Source organism: Pseudomonas sp. Q12-87, from assembly GCF_001269755.1.
GTDB lineage: Bacteria > Pseudomonadota > Gammaproteobacteria > Pseudomonadales > Pseudomonadaceae > Aquipseudomonas > Aquipseudomonas fluorescens_S.
The window spans coordinates 77,572-96,201 of sequence record NZ_LHVI01000024.1 but is presented as its reverse complement, the minus strand read 5'-3'; the positions used below and the strand labels follow the sequence as shown (position 1 = coordinate 96,201).

At 60.0% G+C, this 18,630-nt stretch carries 16 protein-coding genes; 10 read left to right on the top strand and 6 right to left on the bottom strand.

The window, feature by feature from the left end; translation table 11 throughout:
• Positions 1 to 49: 49 nt before the first annotated feature.
• From AD663_RS28950 to AD663_RS18785, 3 genes are read right to left on the bottom strand one after another with little or no spacing between them, the layout of a single operon-like run.
• Positions 50 to 679, bottom strand: coding sequence for a hypothetical protein (locus AD663_RS28950; protein ID WP_003183842.1), 630 nt, complete (start codon positions 677 to 679; stop codon positions 50 to 52).
• Positions 676 to 1,572: a DapH/DapD/GlmU-related protein gene (locus AD663_RS18790; RefSeq protein WP_053214333.1), complete on the bottom strand. Its 897-nt coding sequence runs from the start codon at positions 1,570 to 1,572 to the stop codon at positions 676 to 678. The genes AD663_RS28950 and AD663_RS18790 overlap by 4 nt, the downstream gene beginning before the upstream one ends.
• Before the next feature lie 2 nt (positions 1,573 to 1,574).
• A complete protein-coding gene (locus tag AD663_RS18785; protein ID WP_225970841.1) occupies positions 1,575 to 2,537 on the bottom strand; it encodes a glycosyltransferase family 2 protein in 963 nt (320 codons plus the stop codon).
• Positions 2,538 to 2,974: 437 nt separating this feature from the next.
• On the opposite strand from AD663_RS18785, the gene AD663_RS18780 reads away from it, so the two are divergent.
• Together AD663_RS18780 and AD663_RS18775 are read left to right on the top strand one after the other, a co-directional pair.
• Positions 2,975 to 4,618: a hypothetical protein gene (locus AD663_RS18780; protein ID WP_033046181.1), complete on the top strand. Its 1,644-nt coding sequence runs from the start codon at positions 2,975 to 2,977 to the stop codon at positions 4,616 to 4,618.
• Positions 4,619 to 4,861: 243 nt separating this feature from the next.
• Entirely contained in the window at positions 4,862 to 5,713 is an 852-nt protein-coding gene (locus AD663_RS18775; RefSeq protein ID WP_053214332.1) for a DUF1989 domain-containing protein, read from the top strand.
• A 166-nt stretch (positions 5,714 to 5,879) separates the two neighbouring features.
• Here AD663_RS18775 and AD663_RS28540 read toward each other — a convergent pair whose 3' ends face one another.
• Together AD663_RS28540 and eat are read right to left on the bottom strand one after the other, a co-directional pair.
• On the bottom strand, positions 5,880 to 6,047 hold the full coding sequence (locus AD663_RS28540) for a DUF2897 family protein (RefSeq protein ID WP_003183831.1): 168 nt from the start codon (positions 6,045 to 6,047) through the stop codon (positions 5,880 to 5,882).
• Positions 6,048 to 6,167: 120 nt separating this feature from the next.
• Entirely contained in the window at positions 6,168 to 7,532 is a 1,365-nt protein-coding gene (gene eat, locus AD663_RS18770) for an ethanolamine permease (RefSeq protein ID WP_053214331.1), read from the bottom strand.
• A 415-nt stretch (positions 7,533 to 7,947) separates the two neighbouring features.
• On the opposite strand from eat, the gene kdpF reads away from it, so the two are divergent.
• The 6 genes from kdpF (at position 7,948) to AD663_RS18740 (ending at position 16,098) form a co-directional block, all read left to right on the top strand.
• Entirely contained in the window at positions 7,948 to 8,037 is a 90-nt protein-coding gene (kdpF, locus tag AD663_RS18765; RefSeq protein ID WP_003218754.1) for a K(+)-transporting ATPase subunit F, read from the top strand.
• 8 nt (positions 8,038 to 8,045) lie between these two features.
• The gene (gene kdpA / locus AD663_RS18760) at positions 8,046 to 9,740 is read left to right on the top strand and encodes a potassium-transporting ATPase subunit KdpA (RefSeq protein WP_053214330.1); all 1,695 of its coding nucleotides are present in this window, start codon (positions 8,046 to 8,048) and stop codon (positions 9,738 to 9,740) included.
• Between the two features lie 10 nt (positions 9,741 to 9,750).
• Positions 9,751 to 11,805, top strand: a complete 2,055-nt coding sequence (gene kdpB, locus AD663_RS18755) for a potassium-transporting ATPase subunit KdpB (RefSeq protein ID WP_003183826.1) — start codon at positions 9,751 to 9,753, stop codon at positions 11,803 to 11,805.
• A 188-nt stretch (positions 11,806 to 11,993) separates the two neighbouring features.
• On the top strand, positions 11,994 to 12,539 hold the full coding sequence (kdpC, locus tag AD663_RS18750) for a potassium-transporting ATPase subunit KdpC (RefSeq protein ID WP_003183824.1): 546 nt from the start codon (positions 11,994 to 11,996) through the stop codon (positions 12,537 to 12,539).
• A gap of 153 nt (positions 12,540 to 12,692) precedes the next feature.
• Positions 12,693 to 15,344: a sensor histidine kinase KdpD gene (locus tag AD663_RS18745; protein ID WP_003183821.1), complete on the top strand. Its 2,652-nt coding sequence runs from the start codon at positions 12,693 to 12,695 to the stop codon at positions 15,342 to 15,344.
• Positions 15,345 to 15,408: 64 nt separating this feature from the next.
• On the top strand, positions 15,409 to 16,098 hold the full coding sequence (locus AD663_RS18740) for a response regulator (RefSeq protein WP_003183819.1): 690 nt from the start codon (positions 15,409 to 15,411) through the stop codon (positions 16,096 to 16,098).
• Positions 16,099 to 16,161: 63 nt separating this feature from the next.
• On the opposite strand, the gene AD663_RS18735 is transcribed toward AD663_RS18740, so the two are convergent.
• Complete coding sequence (locus AD663_RS18735) at positions 16,162 to 17,199, bottom strand: patatin-like phospholipase family protein (protein WP_003183817.1); 1,038 nt, start codon at positions 17,197 to 17,199, stop codon at positions 16,162 to 16,164.
• Between the two features lie 207 nt (positions 17,200 to 17,406).
• On the opposite strand from AD663_RS18735, the gene AD663_RS18730 reads away from it, so the two are divergent.
• The gene (locus AD663_RS18730; RefSeq protein WP_003183815.1) at positions 17,407 to 17,697 is read left to right on the top strand and encodes a hypothetical protein; all 291 of its coding nucleotides are present in this window, start codon (positions 17,407 to 17,409) and stop codon (positions 17,695 to 17,697) included.
• Between the two features lie 104 nt (positions 17,698 to 17,801).
• On the top strand, positions 17,802 to 18,560 hold the full coding sequence (locus tag AD663_RS18725; protein WP_003183813.1) for a CHAD domain-containing protein: 759 nt from the start codon (positions 17,802 to 17,804) through the stop codon (positions 18,558 to 18,560).
• Positions 18,561 to 18,630: the final 70 nt, after the last annotated feature.

Below are 18,630 nucleotides of genomic sequence, written 5' to 3'. Positions count from 1 at the left end.
GTAGCGGGGCTGTCCTGCATGCAGTTCACGACCTTTTCCCGCGCGGCCGTCAATCGACGTTCAGGGCGCTGAAGTAAATGGTGCCGATCTGTTCCGAACCGAGTTCAATGCGAGTACGGGTCAGTCGGGTGCCCAGGGTTTGTTCGATCGTCAGCTCTACTCCGCCCAACTCATGGCTCAGCGGCCACTCGGGGCTTTCCCAGCGGCAGAAAACCCATTGGTGAGCACTGGGTAGGCACAGTTCTTTGAGATGCAACGCCTTGTTCAGTGATATCAGCACTTCTATCGAAGAAAAGTTTGCTGGCATGTTCGTCAGGCTAATCGAATGCTTGGCGGGAGAGTAATGGCTGTTGCTGTTGACCAGCGACTCGTCATAGGCGCGTCGAGTTTCGGCAAGTCCTTCGGCTTGAATCAATCTGCCTTCATGTTCAACGCCATCTAGGTGAAAAGTGAAGCTGGCAATGTCGTTACCCCCTGGCGTTTGAGGAGCGGACCTTGGCCACCAGTGACAACTGAGGAGATGGCTGGTCATTCTGCCAATTTTGAAGTCGAGCTTTTCGATCCTTGCGTCCGGCGCACGATCCATAATGGATTGCATCGTGGCACAGAGGATGTCGGCTCCCTGTATATAAGTCCTTTCGCCCTTGAAACCCAGTGAAAGCTCGGTGGAGTGCATCATTTCAATTTCCCCAGGTGGGCCGTCATGTTCGCCCTATGATTGATCGCGAAGTTTCCGGACACAACGCTATGTGGTGCGATATCGCTGATGACTACCGAGCCCATTTTTATTTGTACAGCGTCCCCGATCACCAGACCCTGGGCGATGGAGCAGGAGGCACCGACCCATACGCCTGCTCCCAAGCGAGAGCGCCCGGCGACCACGGTGTTGCCGGATACAACGCAATTTTTGCCAATCACCGCGCCGTGACCAATATTCGTCATGATGCCAATCTGGCAATTATCGTGGATAGTGGTCGGTTGCTGGAATAAAGAGCGCGCAATCACCGCGCCAGCGAGCACTTGACAGCCTGATCCGATGCGTACGCCGCCCTGATGCTTGACCATCGTCAGCGTGCCGTCGCCGTTGCGCAGGGTGATGAGGCCCTCGGCGCCCACTACGGCATTCGAACCGATGAAAACGTTGTCTCCGATCTCGACAGGGCCTTCAATGACAACATTCGCTGAAACTTCGACGTTGTTGCCCAGTTTAGCCAATGGCGAGATAACGGCGCTGGGGTGTAGTTTGCAGTTGTCTCCGATGATGGGGGGAGGCAAAGTTGCGCATCCCGCCTCTTGGTTGAAACTATTGTAGAGACGGAAAAAGGCGGTTCGAGGGTCGACGCAGAATACAATTGTTTTTTCCGTCGCCCGTACTTCATCCATCAGATTTTCGGGGCACAGAATACAGGCCACGTTCACGATGGCCAGCGCTTTATGCAGGTAGTGAATGTTCTGACAGTACACCAAGGCGCCGGGTGCTTGTGCTTCAATTTCGTCGAGGTGCGTAAAGAAACCGCTATTTAAAGTATCTTCGGGCGGAAAATAATCCATGACTCGGTAGGTGGAGGTCATTATTAATCCACATGCTCTTCGATAATTGGGAACTGGCTAAGGTGAGTTGCGTTTTCTACCAGCCTCCCTAGGTACTCACCCTGTACGCCCAAAGCCAAAAGTATGTTGCCGGCAAGAAAGGACACGAGGATAGCAAGTGACGCCCAGCCGGGCACAATATGGTCAGTCAGGAGGGTGCGCAGCAGCACGAACACTGCGAAGAGAATACTCGACGCACTGACCATGAATCCCCAAATCACCACATAGCGCAATGGCAGGAGCGAGTAGTTGATAATGAGGAACGATAGCGTTTTGAACATCTTGCCCAAGGTGTAGGTGCTTGGACCGCCGTCGGCGCGCGGTGCGTGACGTATGGTCACATTCGCCATCATGCTGATGGGCACCGAATTGAACAGCATCGCGGCAATGTGAGGATGTGATCCTTGATACCTGGCCAGCTGTTTCGCCACTTGCTGGCTCATCGCCCTGTAGCTAGAAAGACCGAAATCAGTCGGTTTGCCCAACACCTTGCTGACTAGTTTCTGATTAAGCCAAGAGGCCAGGTTGCGCCAGGTACTGTGTTGTTTCTCGGCCATCGGTATCTTGCCGATTACGACATGCTTGCCCGCCTGGAGCTGGTCGATGAAAAGCGACAAGTCCTCAGGAAAACACTGCAGATCGTCGTCAATCGTCACGACATAGCGTTTGCAGGCGTAGCTGATGCCGCACAGGGTGGCATGTTGTTGCCCTTTGTTCCTTGCGAAGCGAATGGCTTTGACCCGCGGGTCCTGTTCGTGAAGCGCCAGTGCGGCAAACCACGTCTGATCCGGGCTCGCATCGTCCACCAGGATAATCTCCCAGTCGTCGCAAATCAGCCCGAGGGCTGCTTGTGCACGTGCGTAAAACTCCGGGAGCGTATTCATGCTCCTAAAAACGGGTACAACCAAGCTAACTGAAACGGTTCTATCGATCACCTTGAGCTTCATCCTGACCATTGGATTAAACGATGACACAGGCTGCCGATGCGTCCTGTATGGATGTTACGGGCTTGTAGATTCGTTGCTTCCGCTTGGTCGTGCACGGCATGTCGCAGCCGATGGGGTGAGCATCAGGCTTTACCAGTCACCAGCGTCGCTCGACTTCAAGCAGGCATTGTGGAACCTCAGCGGATCTTCGTTAAAAAGTGAAGGATTTTAAGCCATGGAAGAGAAGGTGTCACGGCACCGGGAGCTTGATGCTTCTTCAATAGGCGGGGGCTAGGTTGGTGTTCGAAGCGTTACCCTAAATGGATATCACGCCGAACAGTGGGCGCGACGGACGCATGATAGGTTCGGTGTCGGGATTCGGCTATCATCGGCGCTGGCGAGTGAGCCTCTATTGACAAGATGGACAGTCCATCTTGATTCGACCGGATGTTTGATTGATGAGAGAAGCGGTAATAAGAAAAATCCAGATCCTGCACCTGATATTGTTTTTTGCAGTATTGCTGAGTGGGATATTTCTCCCAATCTATTCTGATGAGGTGGTGACAAAATTCAGAATTGCGCGGCTTTTTCTTGAGGAAGGCAATGCGGTTACGTTATATCCACAATGCACGGCCACCGCCGGGCGAGCGGTCGTTTGGATATTTTATCCGGCTGCGATGTCACTGTCGGCCGTATATGGTCATCTGGGGCCGCTTGGCCTGAGGGTCAGTGGTATTGTTTTAGCGCTGATCTGGTTCGGTTTGCTGGCTTATTGGTGTTTGCGCCAAGCGCACGACTCGGGAGCAGGGCTCCAGCGTTTTGCCGGATTAGTCGCAGTGGCGTCGCTGGGTGTCTTGCCTTTTTTGTGGGTTATGTCGCGTCCGGAGCATCTTCTGATACTGGCGATTCTGGTGCTCTGCCTGTCTGCTCTGTTTTTGAAGGAAGGAAAGTCTCCACGAGCACAAGCGGCAATCGGGGTAGGGTTAGCATTTTTGCTGTCTTTGTTCTTCTATGCTCATCCCAAAAGCCTGTTTTACATGCCGTTCGCGCTGGCGGCCGTCTGGTCGGCGACAGCTACCTACCATAAAGTGGTTCGCTATGGCCTGCTGCTATTCGTATTGGCCTTGTGCGTTCAAGTCTTCCTGTATTTCAGCGCACTGGGGGCCTGCCAAGACGCTCCCCAAATTCAACAGCTGTTAGCGACCAACACCCTATTGCCGGGAATGTTGTTCAGTGCCCCCTTTGAGTTCATCAGCGCCGCCTATAACAATTTAATAAGCTTTCCTGAGCGGATGTTGCCGCACCTGAACTTTAATGCTACTTACCAATCCGGTTGGCTGCCTCCGATGACGGACAGCTTTGGAGCGTTGCCATATCTTAACTTGACCATTGAATACGCCCTATACGCATTTATAGTCGCGACTCACATTCTAAGCATTCTGGTGTTTTTGTTGCAAGTGCTTCGCCGACGAATCACTGTCCCGGTGGTGTTGGCGCTATTGTTGACCGGGGCAAATGTGATTAACGCATTCTTCTACAATATCCAGAATTTCTACGCAGGCGTTCAATTCGTGCCTGTTTCCATCATTATCGCGGCCTTATTGATGCATACCCGGCGCGCAGCGAAGCTGAACAACGCATCGGTATTGGCCGCTTATTCACTTCTATTGATCCTTGCGACGGCATCGCTGGTGACATTGTCGGTATTCGTTACGCCAGGCCTCGTTGGTAATGCAGCTTTTACCCAGTCAAGCTTGCCTGGGCAACCATTGTCAATTCCGGTTTTTGGTGTACAACCTCATTTGGAGTCAATTACAAAGTTGGGGACGTCATGCAATATTCCCACGCAGTCAGCAGAGAACGTTGTCGTTGATCATATGACATACTTTGCCTATCTGCGCGATAAGCAACCGATCCACGTTCTCTATGTGTCCGAAATTGGATATGGCGGCGACTTGAGTAACGGCAAGTTGTTGCCGTTTCTAAAAGGACTAAACAGTCCGGGGCTGATCACCCGGTGCGAATGGGTACCCTATCCATTCAGGGAGGCGCAGGAAAAAGATGATAAAGGTTATTGCTGTGTCAATTTCGGTAAGCTCTGACAGGCACTGCTCCTGATTACGTCGCACGGAAAGCGCTGATGGGAAAAGAGGCCGGTCGCAATGACCGGTCCGCGCTTTCCGGTGGGTTTGACTTCGGCAGAGTGAAGGCCAGCAAGCTCTGTAAAACATCGGCGTGATTGAACCCGGCATGAAACGTCACTGAGCCTTTATCTCGACGATTCCGAGCAACTGCTTTTGCAACTACTGACTCTTGCCAATCACACCTGATCAAGGATTCTCGCCATGCACAAAGACTACCCAGCCGCCTACCAGGTCAGCAAAGGCTCAGCCCTGCAGGTGGACAAACCTTTCTACGACCGCATCCGCACCCAGCAGGACAAGCGCACGCTGATCGAGCAATTCGAAGTCCCGATCCGCACCGGCCGAGCCTGGCACGTACCGGCCGGTCATGTGTTTCGCGTCACTACCCCTGTGGGCCCGCAGGTGGGCGATTTCAACGTCTGGAACGCCCACGATCCCCGTGAACGCCTCTGGGCGGCGCGTACTCGCCAGCTCCAAGGTGCACATGTCAGCACTCATGATCGGTTGTGGTCGAACCTGCCATTCCTGCGGCCACTGGTGACCATCACCGATGACAGCCTGGCCGGTTATGGCATCGATGAGCACGGTGGACGGCTGCACGACTTGCTGGGTACGCGCTGCGATCCCTATGTGAACAAGATGCTGACCGGAGAGGACTTCCACCATCACTGTCACTCGAACCTGACCCGTGCGGTGTTGCCCCACGGCCTGACGGAGTTCGATGTGCACGACGTGTTGAATATTTTCCAGTGCACGGGGCTCAATCATGACGACATGTATTTCATGAAGGCCTGTCCGGCGCAGAAGGGCGACTACCTGGAGTTTTTTGCCGAGATCGATCTGCTGTGCGCGTTGTCCACCTGTCCTGGTGGTGACCTGTCGCTGGCGATGTGGGGGCCGGATGCGCAAGATCCGCTTAGCGTCTGTCGTCCCCTGGGAGTGGAGATCTACAGGCTCGAGGATTCATTGCTGGCAGGCTGGAGCCAGCCTGAGCGGGCGGCATACAAGGGCTTGCATGGCTTGCACATTGCCAAGGCGGATTGGGAGCAGTGAGGTAGCAAGCGCTGGCTTTTTGTGGCGAGGGAGCTTGCTCCCGCTGGGCTGCGTAGCAGCTCCAACAGCCCAAACCCGCTTAGCCTGACACTCCGCGCCAGCAGGTTTAGGGCCGCTTCGCGCCCCAGCGGGAGCAAGCTCCCTCGCCACGGAAGCGGTGTGCGGCTTAACGATCCTTGGCCTCCTTCGCATCCATCTCGGCATTGCGCTCGGCCACACGCTTGCGCTGTTCATCCGTCAATTCAACCTTGTTGGCGGTGTCGCGCAGCATCATCAGACCGCCAACGATCGAGCCGATTGCAACAATCAGAATCAACCAGGCATACCAGGGCATAGGGCTCTCCTTGAGGGGGCGATGGACGAACGAGCATTTCGCTGTTCCATCGCACCTATCACTTATGAGCGAAAGTCGCTCGCAGTGGTTCAATACTACGCCCGTTCTGCCGCTTTCACCTCAGAGCCCGGTCAGCATCGCATCAGCCGGCGCATCGGCACGCAGTTGTGCGGTGAGCAGGAAATACAGGAAGCCCGCCGCCATGAAGCCGAGGAAGATTAGCCCGATCAGCGCATTGAACCAGGCCATCGCCACCAGGCACACCACCGCCAGAACCAGGGCGATCCCCGGCACGATCGGATAACCCGGTGCGCGAAAAGTACGTTCCAGGTTGGGTTCGGTTTTACGCAACTTGAACAGGCTGAGCATGCTCATGATGTACATGACGATGGCGCCGAACACGGCCATGGTGATCATCGCGGCGGTCAGGGTCATGCCGCCGAGGTTGATCAGGCCGTCGCTGTAGATCGCGGCGATGCCGATCACGCCACCGGCGACGATGGCCCGGTGCGGGGTCTGGAAGCGTGACAGTTTGGCCAGGGAGACAGGCAGGTAGCCGGCGCGGGCCAGGGCGAAGAACTGGCGCGAATAGCCAAGGATGATGCCATGGAAACTCGCCACCAGGCCGAACAGGCCGATCCATACCAGCATGTGCAACCACCCGGAGCTTTCGCCGACCACGGTTTTCATGGCTTGGGGCAACGGATCGTTGATATTCGACAGGGTCCGCCAATCGCCCACGCCCCCAGCGAAGAACATCACGCCCATCGCCAGCACCACCAAGGTCAGGATGCCACTGATGTAGGCCTTGGGAATCGTACGTTCCGGGTCCTTGGCTTCTTCGGCCGCCATCGCTGCGCCTTCAATAGCGAGGAAGAACCAGATGGCGAAGGGAATCGCGGCGAACATGCCGGCAATGGCCGGTGCGCCGAATACGTCGGAACCGGCCCAGCCGTTCAAGGCAAAATGGCTGAAGCTGAACGCCGGGGCGACGACGCCCATGAACACCAACAGTTCGGCCACGGCCAGTACGCAAACAATCAGCTCGAACGTCGCAGCCAATTTGACCCCGAGGATGTTCAGGCCCATGAAGACGATATAGGCGCCGACCGCCGCGTGTTTCGGGTCCAGGGCGGGAAATTGCACATTCAGGTAGGCACCGATGGCCAGGGCAATGGCGGGCGGAGCGAAGACGAACTCGATCAGCGTCGCCAGGCCTGCAATCAAGCCACCTTTTTCACCGAAGGCTCGACGGCTATAGGCAAACGGCCCGCCGGCGTGGGGAATCGCGGTGGTCAGCTCGGTGAAGCTGAAGATGAAACAGGTGTACATGGCCGCGACCATGAAGGATGTCACCAGAAAACCCAGCGTCCCGGCCACGCCCCAGCCATAACTCCAACCGAAATACTCGCCCGAAATCACCAGCCCGACGGCAATGCCCCACAAGTGCAAGGTGCCTAGCGTGGGTTTGAGTTGTGTGTTCATCGTGGCTCCCCTCGATCGTTAGCAAAAGCGCTGGGGAAGGGCAGTGCAGTGGGCGTGCCAGGGTGGCGGGGGCAGTCGTAACGGGTCAAATGGTGTCGTATCGGGGATGTTCCTTGCTCGTTGGGCTCCTGTTGTGCGCCAGTTAAGGGCATCAGAGTCTGTGATGCCGTCTTCGCGAGCAAGCCCGCTCCCACAGTAGATCTGTGGTGATCCACTGATTTCACGTACACAACCTATCCATGTGGGAGCGGGCTTGCTCGCGAAGACGGCAGTCCAGGCACTGGCATAACGATGCCTTGCCCCATTTTTTACAGATTCTTTACCCCCCAAGCCTCCCTTCGATCTCGTTCCTTTACAGCCCCCTTGCCGACAATTACCTCACACACGGCACGACGCCGTACCACGGAGAAATCCCATGAGTGTTCTGGACGGGGTGTCGCTGCTGCTGGCAGTGGCGCTGTTCATTTATCTGCTGGTTGCGCTGTTGCGCGCGGATCGGAACTAGGAGCGGCTATGCACGGTTATGACTATGGGCTGGTCCTCGCCTTTTTTGCCCTGGTGCTGATCCCGGCACCGTTTCTGGGGCGTTTTTACTATCGGGTGATGGAGGGCCAGCGCACTTGGCTGTCCCCGATCCTCGGCCCGGTGGAGCGCGGTTGCTATCGCCTGGCCGGCGTGGATCCCGACCTTGAGCAGAGCTGGCAGAAATACACCCTGGCCTTGCTCGCCTTCAACCTGGCCGGTTTTTTCGTGCTGTTCGCGGTCTTGTTGTTCCAAGGATATCTGCCCCTCAACACCGAGCAATTGCCGGGCATGGAATGGACCCAGGCCTTCAACACGGCCGTGAGTTTCGTGACCAACACCAACTGGCAGTCCTACAGCGGCGAGGCATCCCTGAGCTACCTGAGCCAGATGATCGGCCTGACCGTGCAGAACTTCGTCAGCGCCGCCACCGGGCTGGCCGTGCTGGTGGCGCTCTGCCGCGGGATCGGGCGCAAGTCCACCGCGACGCTGGGCAACTTCTGGGTCGACATGACCCGCGCCACCCTTTATGGGCTGTTGCCGCTGTGCCTGTTGTTGGCGCTGTTCCTGGTGTGGCAGGGCGTGCCGCAGACTTTTGCGCATTATGTGCACGGGGTGACGATGCAGGGCGTCGACCAGGTGATTCCATTGGGGCCGGCCGCGAGCCAGATCGCCATCAAGCAATTGGGCACCAACGGCGGCGGTTTTTTCGGCGTCAACTCGGCACACCCCTTCGAGAACCCGACGGCCCTGAGCAATCTGTTCGAGGTTGCTTCGATCATCCTGATTCCCGCCGCGCTGGTGTTTACCTTTGGCCATTACGTCAAGGACCTGCGTCAGAGCCGGGCGATCATCGCTTGCATGCTGGTGCTGTTCTTGATCGGCGGCGCCACGTCGCTGTGGGCCGAGTACCAGCCCAACCCAGCCCTGAACAGCCCTGCCGTGGAACAGACCGCGCCCCTCGAAGGCAAGGAAGCGCGCTTCGGCACCACCGCTACGGTGTTGTGGTCGGTGACCACCACAGCGGCGTCCAACGGCTCGGTCAACGCCATGCATGACAGCCTGAATCCGTTGAGCGGCATGGTGGCGCTGGTGAACATGATGGTCGGCGAAGTGATCTTCGGCGGCGTTGGGGCCGGGCTCTACGGCATGTTGCTGAACGTGCTGATCGCGGTGTTTCTGGCTGGATTGATGATCGGTCGTACCCCGGAATACCTGGGCAAGAAGCTGGGTGCCAGGGAGGTGCAGTTGCTGGTGGTTACCCTGCTGGTCATGCCCGTGAGCGTGCTGGTGCTGGGCGCCATCGCCGCGAGTTTGCCCGGGCCGGCCGCGGCGGTGAGTAATCCGGGGGCCCATGGTTTCAGCCAGTTGCTGTACGCCTACACCTCGGCGGGAGCAAACAACGGTTCGGCATTCGGAGGGTTCAGCGCCAACACGTCTTTCCACAACCTGATGCTGGGCCTGGGCATGTTGATCGGCCGTTTCGGCTACATCCTGCCGGTGCTGGCGTTGGCTGGCAGTCTGGCGCTGAAGAAAACCGCGCCGATCGGCCAGAACAGCTTCCCCACCCACGGCCCGCTGTTCGTGACCTTGTTGACCGTGACCATCCTGCTGGTGGGTGGACTGACCTTCCTGCCGACCCTGGCGCTGGGGCCGATTGCCGAACACTTGAGCATGGGCTTCTGAGGAACTGATGATGAATATGCCGATGAGCAAAACCGTTGCCGCCAAGGCACCGGAACAACCGAAAGCCAGCCTGTTGGCCCTGTGGCGGCCCGCGCTGGTGCAAGCCTTCGTCAAGCTCGACCCGCGCCAGCTGCAACGCGCCCCGGTAATGCTGGTGGTGGAACTGACTGCGATCCTGACCACCGTCCTCTGTTTCATTCCCGACAGCGCAGTGCCGACGTTTGTGGCAGCGCAAATTGCCCTGTGGCTCTGGTTCACCGTGCTGTTCGCCAATTTTGCCGAAGCGTTGGCCGAAGGTCGCGGCAAGGCCCGGGCCGACAGTCTCAAGGCCGGCAGTGAGGGCCTGAGCGCACGTCGCCAAACCGCCAGCGGTTTTGAGGTGATCCCCGCCACCCGCTTGCGCAAAGGCGATGTGGTGCGCGTCGCAGCGGGGGAGATGATTCCCGGCGACGGTGAAGTGATCGAAGGCATTGCCGCCGTCAACGAGGCTGCCATCACGGGTGAATCGGCGCCGGTCATTCGTGAGTCCGGTGGTGATCGCTCGGCCGTCACCGGCAACACGCGGCTGGTGTCCGACTGGTTGCTGGTACGGATTACCAGCAACCCTGGCGAATCCACCCTGGACCGCATGATCGCCCTGGTCGAAGGCGCCAAGCGCCAGAAGACACCCAACGAAGTGGCGCTCGATATTCTGCTGATCGGCCTGACGCTGATTTTCCTGCTGGTGGTGGTGACGCTCCAGCCGTTCGCTCACTTCGCCAATGGCAGCCTGCCCCTGGTGTTCCTGGTGGCGCTGTTGGTGACGTTGATCCCGACCACCATCGGCGGGTTGCTCTCGGCCATCGGCATCGCCGGGATGGATCGTCTGGTGCGCCTGAACGTGATCGCCAAGTCCGGCCGTGCGGTGGAGGCAGCGGGGGACGTGCATGTGCTGATGCTGGACAAGACCGGCACCATCACCTTCGGCAACCGCCGTTGCGCGGCAGTCCATGCCGCCCCCGGCGTGAGCGCCCAGACGCTGGCCGAAGGTGCGCTGTTCGCCTCGCTGGGCGACGATACGGCCGAGGGCAAGTCCATCGTCGAATACCTGCGGGGCTTGAATCCGCAATCCGAGCCCGGCCTCGAAGCGTTGACGGTTGTGCCATTCAGCGCCGAGACGCGGTTGTCCGGCGTCGATTATCAAGGACGCATCTACCGCAAAGGCGCTGTGGATTCGTTGTTGGATTTCATCGGTCTACCGCGCAATGAGCTGCCGTCGGCCCTGGCCCGGGAGGTCGACAAGATCGCCCAGAGCGGTGGCACGCCGCTGCTGGTGTGCATGGATGGCCGGCTGCTGGGCGCGATCCATCTCAAGGATGTGGTCAAGCCGGGTATCCGTGAGCGTTTTGCCGAACTGCGCAAGCTGGGAATCCGCACGGTGATGGTTACCGGTGACAACCCATTGACCGCCGCCGCGATTGCCGCTGAAGCCGGGGTTGATGACGTGCTGGCCGAGGCTACGCCAGAGAAAAAACTCGCGAGAATCCGCCATGAGCAGAACGACGGTCGGCTGGTGGCGATGTGCGGCGACGGTGCCAACGATGCGCCGGCCCTGGCCCAGGCCGACGTCGGCATGGCGATGAACGACGGCACCCAGGCGGCGCGGGAGGCCGCGAACATGGTCGACCTCGACAGCGACCCGACCAAGTTGCTGGACGTGGTGCAGATCGGTAAGGAACTGCTGGTGACCCGTGGCGCGCTGACCACGTTTTCCATCGCCAATGACATCGCCAAGTATTTCGCGATTCTGCCGGCGCTGTTCGCTTCGATTTATCCACAGCTCGGCGTGTTGAACGTCATGCACCTGAGCAGCCCGCAGAGCGCGATCCTGTCGGCCATCGTGTTCAACGCATTGATCATCGTCGTGCTGATTCCCCTGGCCTTGCGTGGCGTGCGGGTGCAGGCGGCGAGCGCGGCGGCGCTGTTGCGGCGCAACCTGTTGATTTATGGCCTGGGCGGGATTGTCGTGCCGTTCGTGGGGATCAAGGCGATCGATATGTTGCTGACGGCGATGGGTCTGGTTTGAGCCAGTAATGGGATGACCACTGACATTGTGGCGAGGGGATTTATCCCCGTTGGGCTGCGTAGCGGCCCCCAAGCCTGATACCTCAGTGTGTCAGGCAAAACGATGGCGACTGTTTTTGGGGCTGCTGCGCAGCCCAGCGGGGATAAATCCCCTCGCCACACATGTGTTTTCATATTGAGGATATTTGGATGTCCACACTCGTTCGCCCGGCCCTGAGCCTGTTGCTTCTGATGACCCTGATCACCGGCGTCGCCTACCCACTGCTGGTCACCGGCGTGGCGCAGGTCGCCTTTCCCGTCCAGGCCAATGGCAGCCTCATACAGGATGCAACCGGCAAGGTCCGTGGCTCGATGCTGATTGCCCAGGATTTCACCGGTGACGCCTGGTTCCATCCACGGCCATCGGCCGGTGCCTTTGCCACGGTCGCCAGCGGTGCCAGCAATTTATCCCCGAGCAACCCGGCCTTGGCCGCAAGGGTGCTAGATGAGGCCGAAAAACTGCAAGTGCCCGGGCAGGGGCCGGTACCACTGGCGCTGCTGACCACCTCCGCGAGCGGGCTGGATCCGCACTTGCCACCGGCCGCGATTGCCTATCAACTGGCCCGTGTCGCCGCGACGCGCAATCTGCCGGTTTCGACCTTGCAGCGATTGCTCGACGACAACATCGAGCAACCCTTGGTGGGCCCGCCGGTAGTGAATGTGCTGGCGCTGAACCTGGCGTTGGAAAAGCTGTAGACCAGTGAAGCCGCCTTCGCGAGCAAGCCCGCTCCCACATTGAATCTTGGCGGACGTAGAAATAGCGTACTACGTAGATCCGGTGGGAGCGGGCTTGCTCGCGAAAGCGGCTGAACATCCGCTACATCAACATCTGAAACGAGAGCCACCAGCATGAGCGACGCCGGCCGCGCCGATGCACTGTTAGCCAATCTGCCCCGCAACGACCGAGGCCGACTCAAGGTTTTCCTTGGCGCGGCCCCGGGTGTCGGCAAGACCTACGCCATGCTGCAAGCAGCCCACACGCGGTTGCGCCAAGGGGTAAAGGTGATTGCCGGTGTGGTGGAAACCCATGGCCGAACCGAAACCGAAGCGCTGCTTGGCGGCCTGGTGCAACAGCCATTGGTGCGCTCGGAATATCGCGGCGTCATGCTCGAGGAAATGGACCTCGACGGTTTGCTGGCGGCCCGGCCAGCCCTGGTCCTGGTGGATGAACTGGCCCACAGCAACGCGCCCGGCAGCCGCCATGCCAAGCGCTGGCAAGACATCCAGGAACTGCTCGGCGCTGGCATCGATGTCTACACCACCGTCAACGTCCAGCATCTGGAAAGCCTCAACGACCAGGTGCGCGGCATCACCGGTGTGCAGGTCCGCGAGACGTTGCCGGACTGGGTCCTGCAGGAAGCCGATGAATTGCTGCTGATCGACCTGCCACCGCGCGAGCTCCTGGAGCGCCTGCGCGACGGCAAGGTCTACGTACCGGAACAGGCCCGGGCGGCCATCGATGCGTTCTTCACCCAGACCAACCTGACTGCATTGCGCGAATTGGCCATGCAGACGGCCGCCGCCCAGGTCGATAACGACTTGGCCCAAGGCTATCGGCAGATGGGCCAGGCCGCACCGGCGGTGCGCGGACGTTTGCTGGTGGGCGTAGACGGTGACGTCCAGGCTGAACGCCTGGTGCGCCATGCCAGCCGCGTTGCCCAGCGTCGACATCTGCCGTGGAGCCTGGTGCATGTGGACAATGGCAGCGTTCGCGACGAGCCTTCACGCCAGCGCCTGCAAAATGCCCAGCAATTGGCCGAGCGCCTGGGCGGGGAAGTGGTGCTGCTGCGAGCCGGCGAGGTGGCCAAGACCTTGATCCAGCATGCCTGCGAGCGTCGTGCCACGCTGGTGTTGGTGGGACAATCCAGGCCGCGCCTGCGCAGGCGGCTGTTTGGCGGCGGCCTCGCTTCGCGCCTGTTGCGTGATGCCCGCGGCCTGGAAATCAACGTGCTGGACAGCGACGAGCAACCCCGTCCCGCCCGCGTGCGCTCAAGCGTCGTCCAGACCGGGTTCGATTATGTACTGGCGCTGCTGGCGACCGTGGCGGCCAGCGCCTTGGCCTGGGGGATTTCGGGAGTGTTGGCATTGCCCAATATTTCCCTGGTGTTCCTGATGGCGGTGTTGCTGGTGGCCGTGCGCAGCAGCCTCGGCCCGGCGCTCGCCTGCGCGGCGCTGTCGTTCCTGGCCTATGATTTTCTTTTCATCCCGCCGAATTTCTCCCTGACCATCCAGCGCGAAGAAGACGTGCTGACACTGGTGTTTTTCCTGCTGATGGCGGCCCTGACCGGCAACTTGGCGGCCCGCCAGCGTCGTCAGCTGCAGGCCCTGCGCGACACCCAGCAGGAAACCGGCGAGTTGCTCGACCTGTCGCGCAAACTCACCGCTGCCACCGACCGCCAGGCCGTCATCAGTGCTGCCGCCCAGCACCTCAACGGCTGGCAAGACTTGCAATTGTGCCTGCTCAACCGCGACAACCAAGGCAGTTGGAAGATCGAGAGCGGAGAACCGCTGACGTTCACCGAACCCGAGCGCGCGGCAGCCGACTGGTCCTGGCAACACGACCAACCGGCTGGCGCCGGCACTGGGACACTGCCATCCGGGCGTTGGTGGTGGTGGCCACTGTCAGCGGAGGGCGGGCCGTTGGCGTTATTGGGCGTGTGTCCGAAAGAAGGCAAGCCCCTGAGCGGTCAGCGTCGTCGTCTGCTGGCGGCCCTCAGTCAGCCGTTGGCCCAGGCATTGGCGCGGGCGCAACTGGCCCAGGATCTGGAAGCGGCGCGCCTGCATGGCGAGACCGAGCAGTTGCGCAGCGCCTTGCTGGCTTCGGTGTCCCACGACCTGCGCACGCCGCTGACTGCCATGCGCGGCAGCATCGACAGCCTGCTGGCGCTGGGGGAGGCGATCCCGCTGGCGGATCGTCGCGAGCTGCTCGAGGGCACCCGCGATGAAGCCGAGCGCCTGGACCGCTACATCCAGAACCTGCTGGACATGACCCGCCTTGGCCACGGTGCCCTGAAGCTGGCGCGGGACTGGGTGTCGCCGGCAGATATCGTCGGCAGCGCGCTGAACCGCCTGCGTGCGGTGCTGGCGCCGCTGGCGGTCGGCGTCGAGGTGCCCGTCGAATTACCCCTGCTGTATGTCCATGCCGCGCTGATCGAACAAGCCTTGGTGAATGTTTTGGAGAATGCTGCGCGGTTCTCGCCGGCCCACGGACGACTGTTGCTGAGCGCGGGGACGACGGACGCCGAAGTATTTTTTGCCGTCGCCGATGAAGGGCCGGGCATCCCGCAGGAAGAGCGGGAAAAGATCTTCGACATGTTCTACACCGCGGCGCGAGGTGATCGGGGCGGGCAGGGTACGGGGCTGGGCCTGGCGATCTGTCAGGGCATGGTCGGTGCCCATGGCGGGCGCATCAGCGTGACCGATGGCCTCGACGGGCGTGGCACCTGCATCACTTTGCACCTGCCGTTGCAAGCACAGCCGGGGATGGACGATGAAGCTTGAGCGGCGCTGGGTTACTCTTTTCCCACCGGCTTGCCTTTTCACCTGACCGCATTGAACGGACCCCATGAGCCAGACCGCAACCCTTTTGGTTATCGATGACGAACCGCAGATCCGTAAATTCCTGCGCATCAGCCTGGTTTCCCAAGGCTATAAAGTGCTCGAGGCCGGCACCGGCACGGAAGGACTCGCGCAGGCGGCATTGAACAAGCCGGACCTGCTGGTGCTCGACCTGGGGTTGCCGGACATGGACGGCCAGCAAGTATTGCGCGAGTTTCGCCAGTGGTCGACGGCGCCAGTGCTGGTGCTCTCGGTGCGGGCCAGCGAAGCACAGAAGGTCGAGGCGCTGGACAACGGTGCGAATGATTACGTGACCAAACCGTTCGGCATCCAGGAGTTCCTCGCCCGAATCCGCGCCCTGTTGCGCCAGGCCCCGCCAGGCGAGCCGCAGGAAGCGGCGCTGAAGTTCGGCCCGCTGACGGTGGACCTGGCGTATCGACGGGTGCTGCTGGACGGCGCCGAAGTGGCCCTGACCCGCAAGGAATACGCGGTCCTGGCGCAACTGGCGCGACACCCTGGGCGGGTCATCACCCAGCAGCAACTGCTCAAGGATATCTGGGGGCCGACTCACGTCGAAGACAGCCACTACCTGCGGATCGTGGTCGGGCACCTGCGCCAGAAACTCGCCGACGACCCGACCCGGCCCCGGTTCATTGTGACTGAGGCGGGGGTGGGGTATCGGTTGTTGGGTGAATGAGGAATCTAGTCACGAATAGGTTTCTAGCCGTGCTCCCTCTCCGCATGGGGTCAGCAATCATGCTTAATTCTGCTCACTCTCATACCGATCCAACGTATCACTGGCAATCTCTCGCCCCAAGGCGATCAATTCAGGCGCCTTGTAGAACTCGAAAAACCGGCACACCCGTTTCGGCACGTTGATCAGCACATCCGGCGGATAACCGGCGATCTTGTACTGGGCCAGCGATGTCTGCATCACCTCGAAGCTCTGGTTGATCAGATCCAGCAACGACGCAGGCCCGACGTTGTCGATGATGAACGAGCCGGTGGCGGATTTCGGCGCGCCTTCGGTCTCTGGTGCGGCGGCCGGTTGCTGGCCTTCGGGTTCGGCGGACTCCAGCCAGGGATTGATATCGGCCGCCTCGGCCTTTAACGCTTCCTGTTCCAGCAGCAGCAATTGCTCGGCTTGCTTGCGGCGAAACGGCAGGCGCGACCCCAGGGAACTGACCAGGGTATCGAAGCGCCGCCTGAACGCGGCGGGGCGCTGGATGACCGGCAATCGGTACTGTTTCTGGTTGGTGGCGTTGAGGTTGACGGCGATGATCAGGTCGCAATGGCTCGACACCACCGGCACGATCGGCAACGGATTCAGCAGGCCGCCATCCACCAGCATGCGGTTACCTTGCATCACCGGGGTGAACAGGCTGGGAATCGCCGCCGAGGCGCGCATCGCCTGGTGCAGGCAACCTTCCTGGAACCAGATTTCCTGCTGGTTGGTCAGGTCGGTCGCGACGGCGGTGTAGGGAATGCGCAGGTCTTCAATGTTCAGTTCGCCGACGATCTTGCGGATCTGCCCGAAGACTTTTTCGCCACGGATCGCCCCCAGGCGAAAGCTGACGTCCACCAGTCTCAGCACATCCAGGTAATCCAGGCTTTCGATCCAGTTGCGATAATCCTTGAGCTTGCCTGCGGCATAGATCCCGCCCACGACAGCGCCCATGGAACAACCGGCGATGCAGGCGATGTCGTAGCCACGCCGTTCGATTTCTTCGATCACCCCGATATGGGCATAGCCCCGGGCCCCACCGGAGCCCAATACCAATGCGACACGTTTTGTCATGACCTGGCCTCTTGTCGAACAGACTTCAACAATGCACTGATCGACGACTTGGCTCAATCGTTGTGGCGCAGGCGTCGTTTTTTGACACGCCGGCGCGGCATTTGCGTATTCTCGGCCACACATGAATATAGACGGGCGGGCCAGGCACTTTTTACCGGCGCGACCGTCTTACCAGCACGACTGTTTACCTGACTTGAGGTGTAATCGATGAAAGCCCGGATCTGCCTGCCCCTAGTGGCGTCCCTGATGGTTCTGGCCCTGGCCGGTTGCGCAGGCAAAACCGCTTACCGTGACAGCTGCGGTACCCAGCTCGACGCCGCCTGGCATGAACTTGACCTGGCCAAGGCCGAGGGTTTTGCCGGCACTGTCAGTTATTCCAAGGCCCTGTCGCTGCTGACTGGTGCCAAGACCCAGCAGCAATTCGAAGCCTTCGAAGGCTGCTCCAAGAAAGCCGAGAAGGCGCGTTTCTACATTCGCGAATCCCGCGCCGGACGTTAACGACAGCCGCAAGCTTCGAGCTTCGAGCTTCAAGAAGGCGGCATAAGCTGCTTCCACTTGCAGCTTGAACCTCGCAGCTTGGAGCTGCACACGGAGTGCGTCCCATGATCGATCGGCTGGTGGCCCGGATATTGGGCCTGGAAGTTCGCCTGCTCGCCTGTCAGGCCCGTTTGAATGCCCACACCGACAGCGAAGCGTTGCATGACCTGCGCACCACGGTTCGCCGTTTGCGCAGCCTGCTTCGTCCGTTGCGCGGACTGCCCGGCGTCGAGCAACTGGAAGCCGCCGCTGCGGCGGTCGGCGCCCTGACCACGCCTCTGCGCGATCGGGAGGTGCTCGCGGCCTACCTTGAGCAGCATGGCAAGAACGACGCAGCACAACGCCGTCGAGTGCAGATGGCCGACGCTTATCCCCGCGTGGCCGCCAGTGCGCAACTGGCGCAGTTGTTGATGATCCTGGACGCGTTCCCACGCTTCATCCGCGCCGCCCAGCGCGAAGGATTGCTCAAGGGGTTGCGCAAGCGCATCGAGAAGCGCCTGGGCAAACAATGGAAACAACTCGGCGAAGCCCTGCATGATCCGGCCCACGACCGTCACCGGTTGCGCTTGTTGATCAAGCGCGTGCGCTACGCCATCGAAGCCTATCCCGAACTCGACCGCCTGCCCGAAGCTGCCTTGCCACGGCTCAAGTCTGCCCAGGCCGCGCTGGGTGACTGGCACGATTGCTGGCAATGGCTCGCCAAGGCCGAGGAAGAAACTGATCTGCAATCGTGTGTGCCAATCTGGCAGCGCACCATGGAAAAAGCCGAGGACAAATCCGATAAGGTCCTCGACAAGCTGATTGCGAGTTGCTTCAGATCCTGAATCCTGCACAGATTCATGTGGGAGCGGGCTTGCTCGCGAATGGGATAGATCAGTTCATACAGTTCTGACT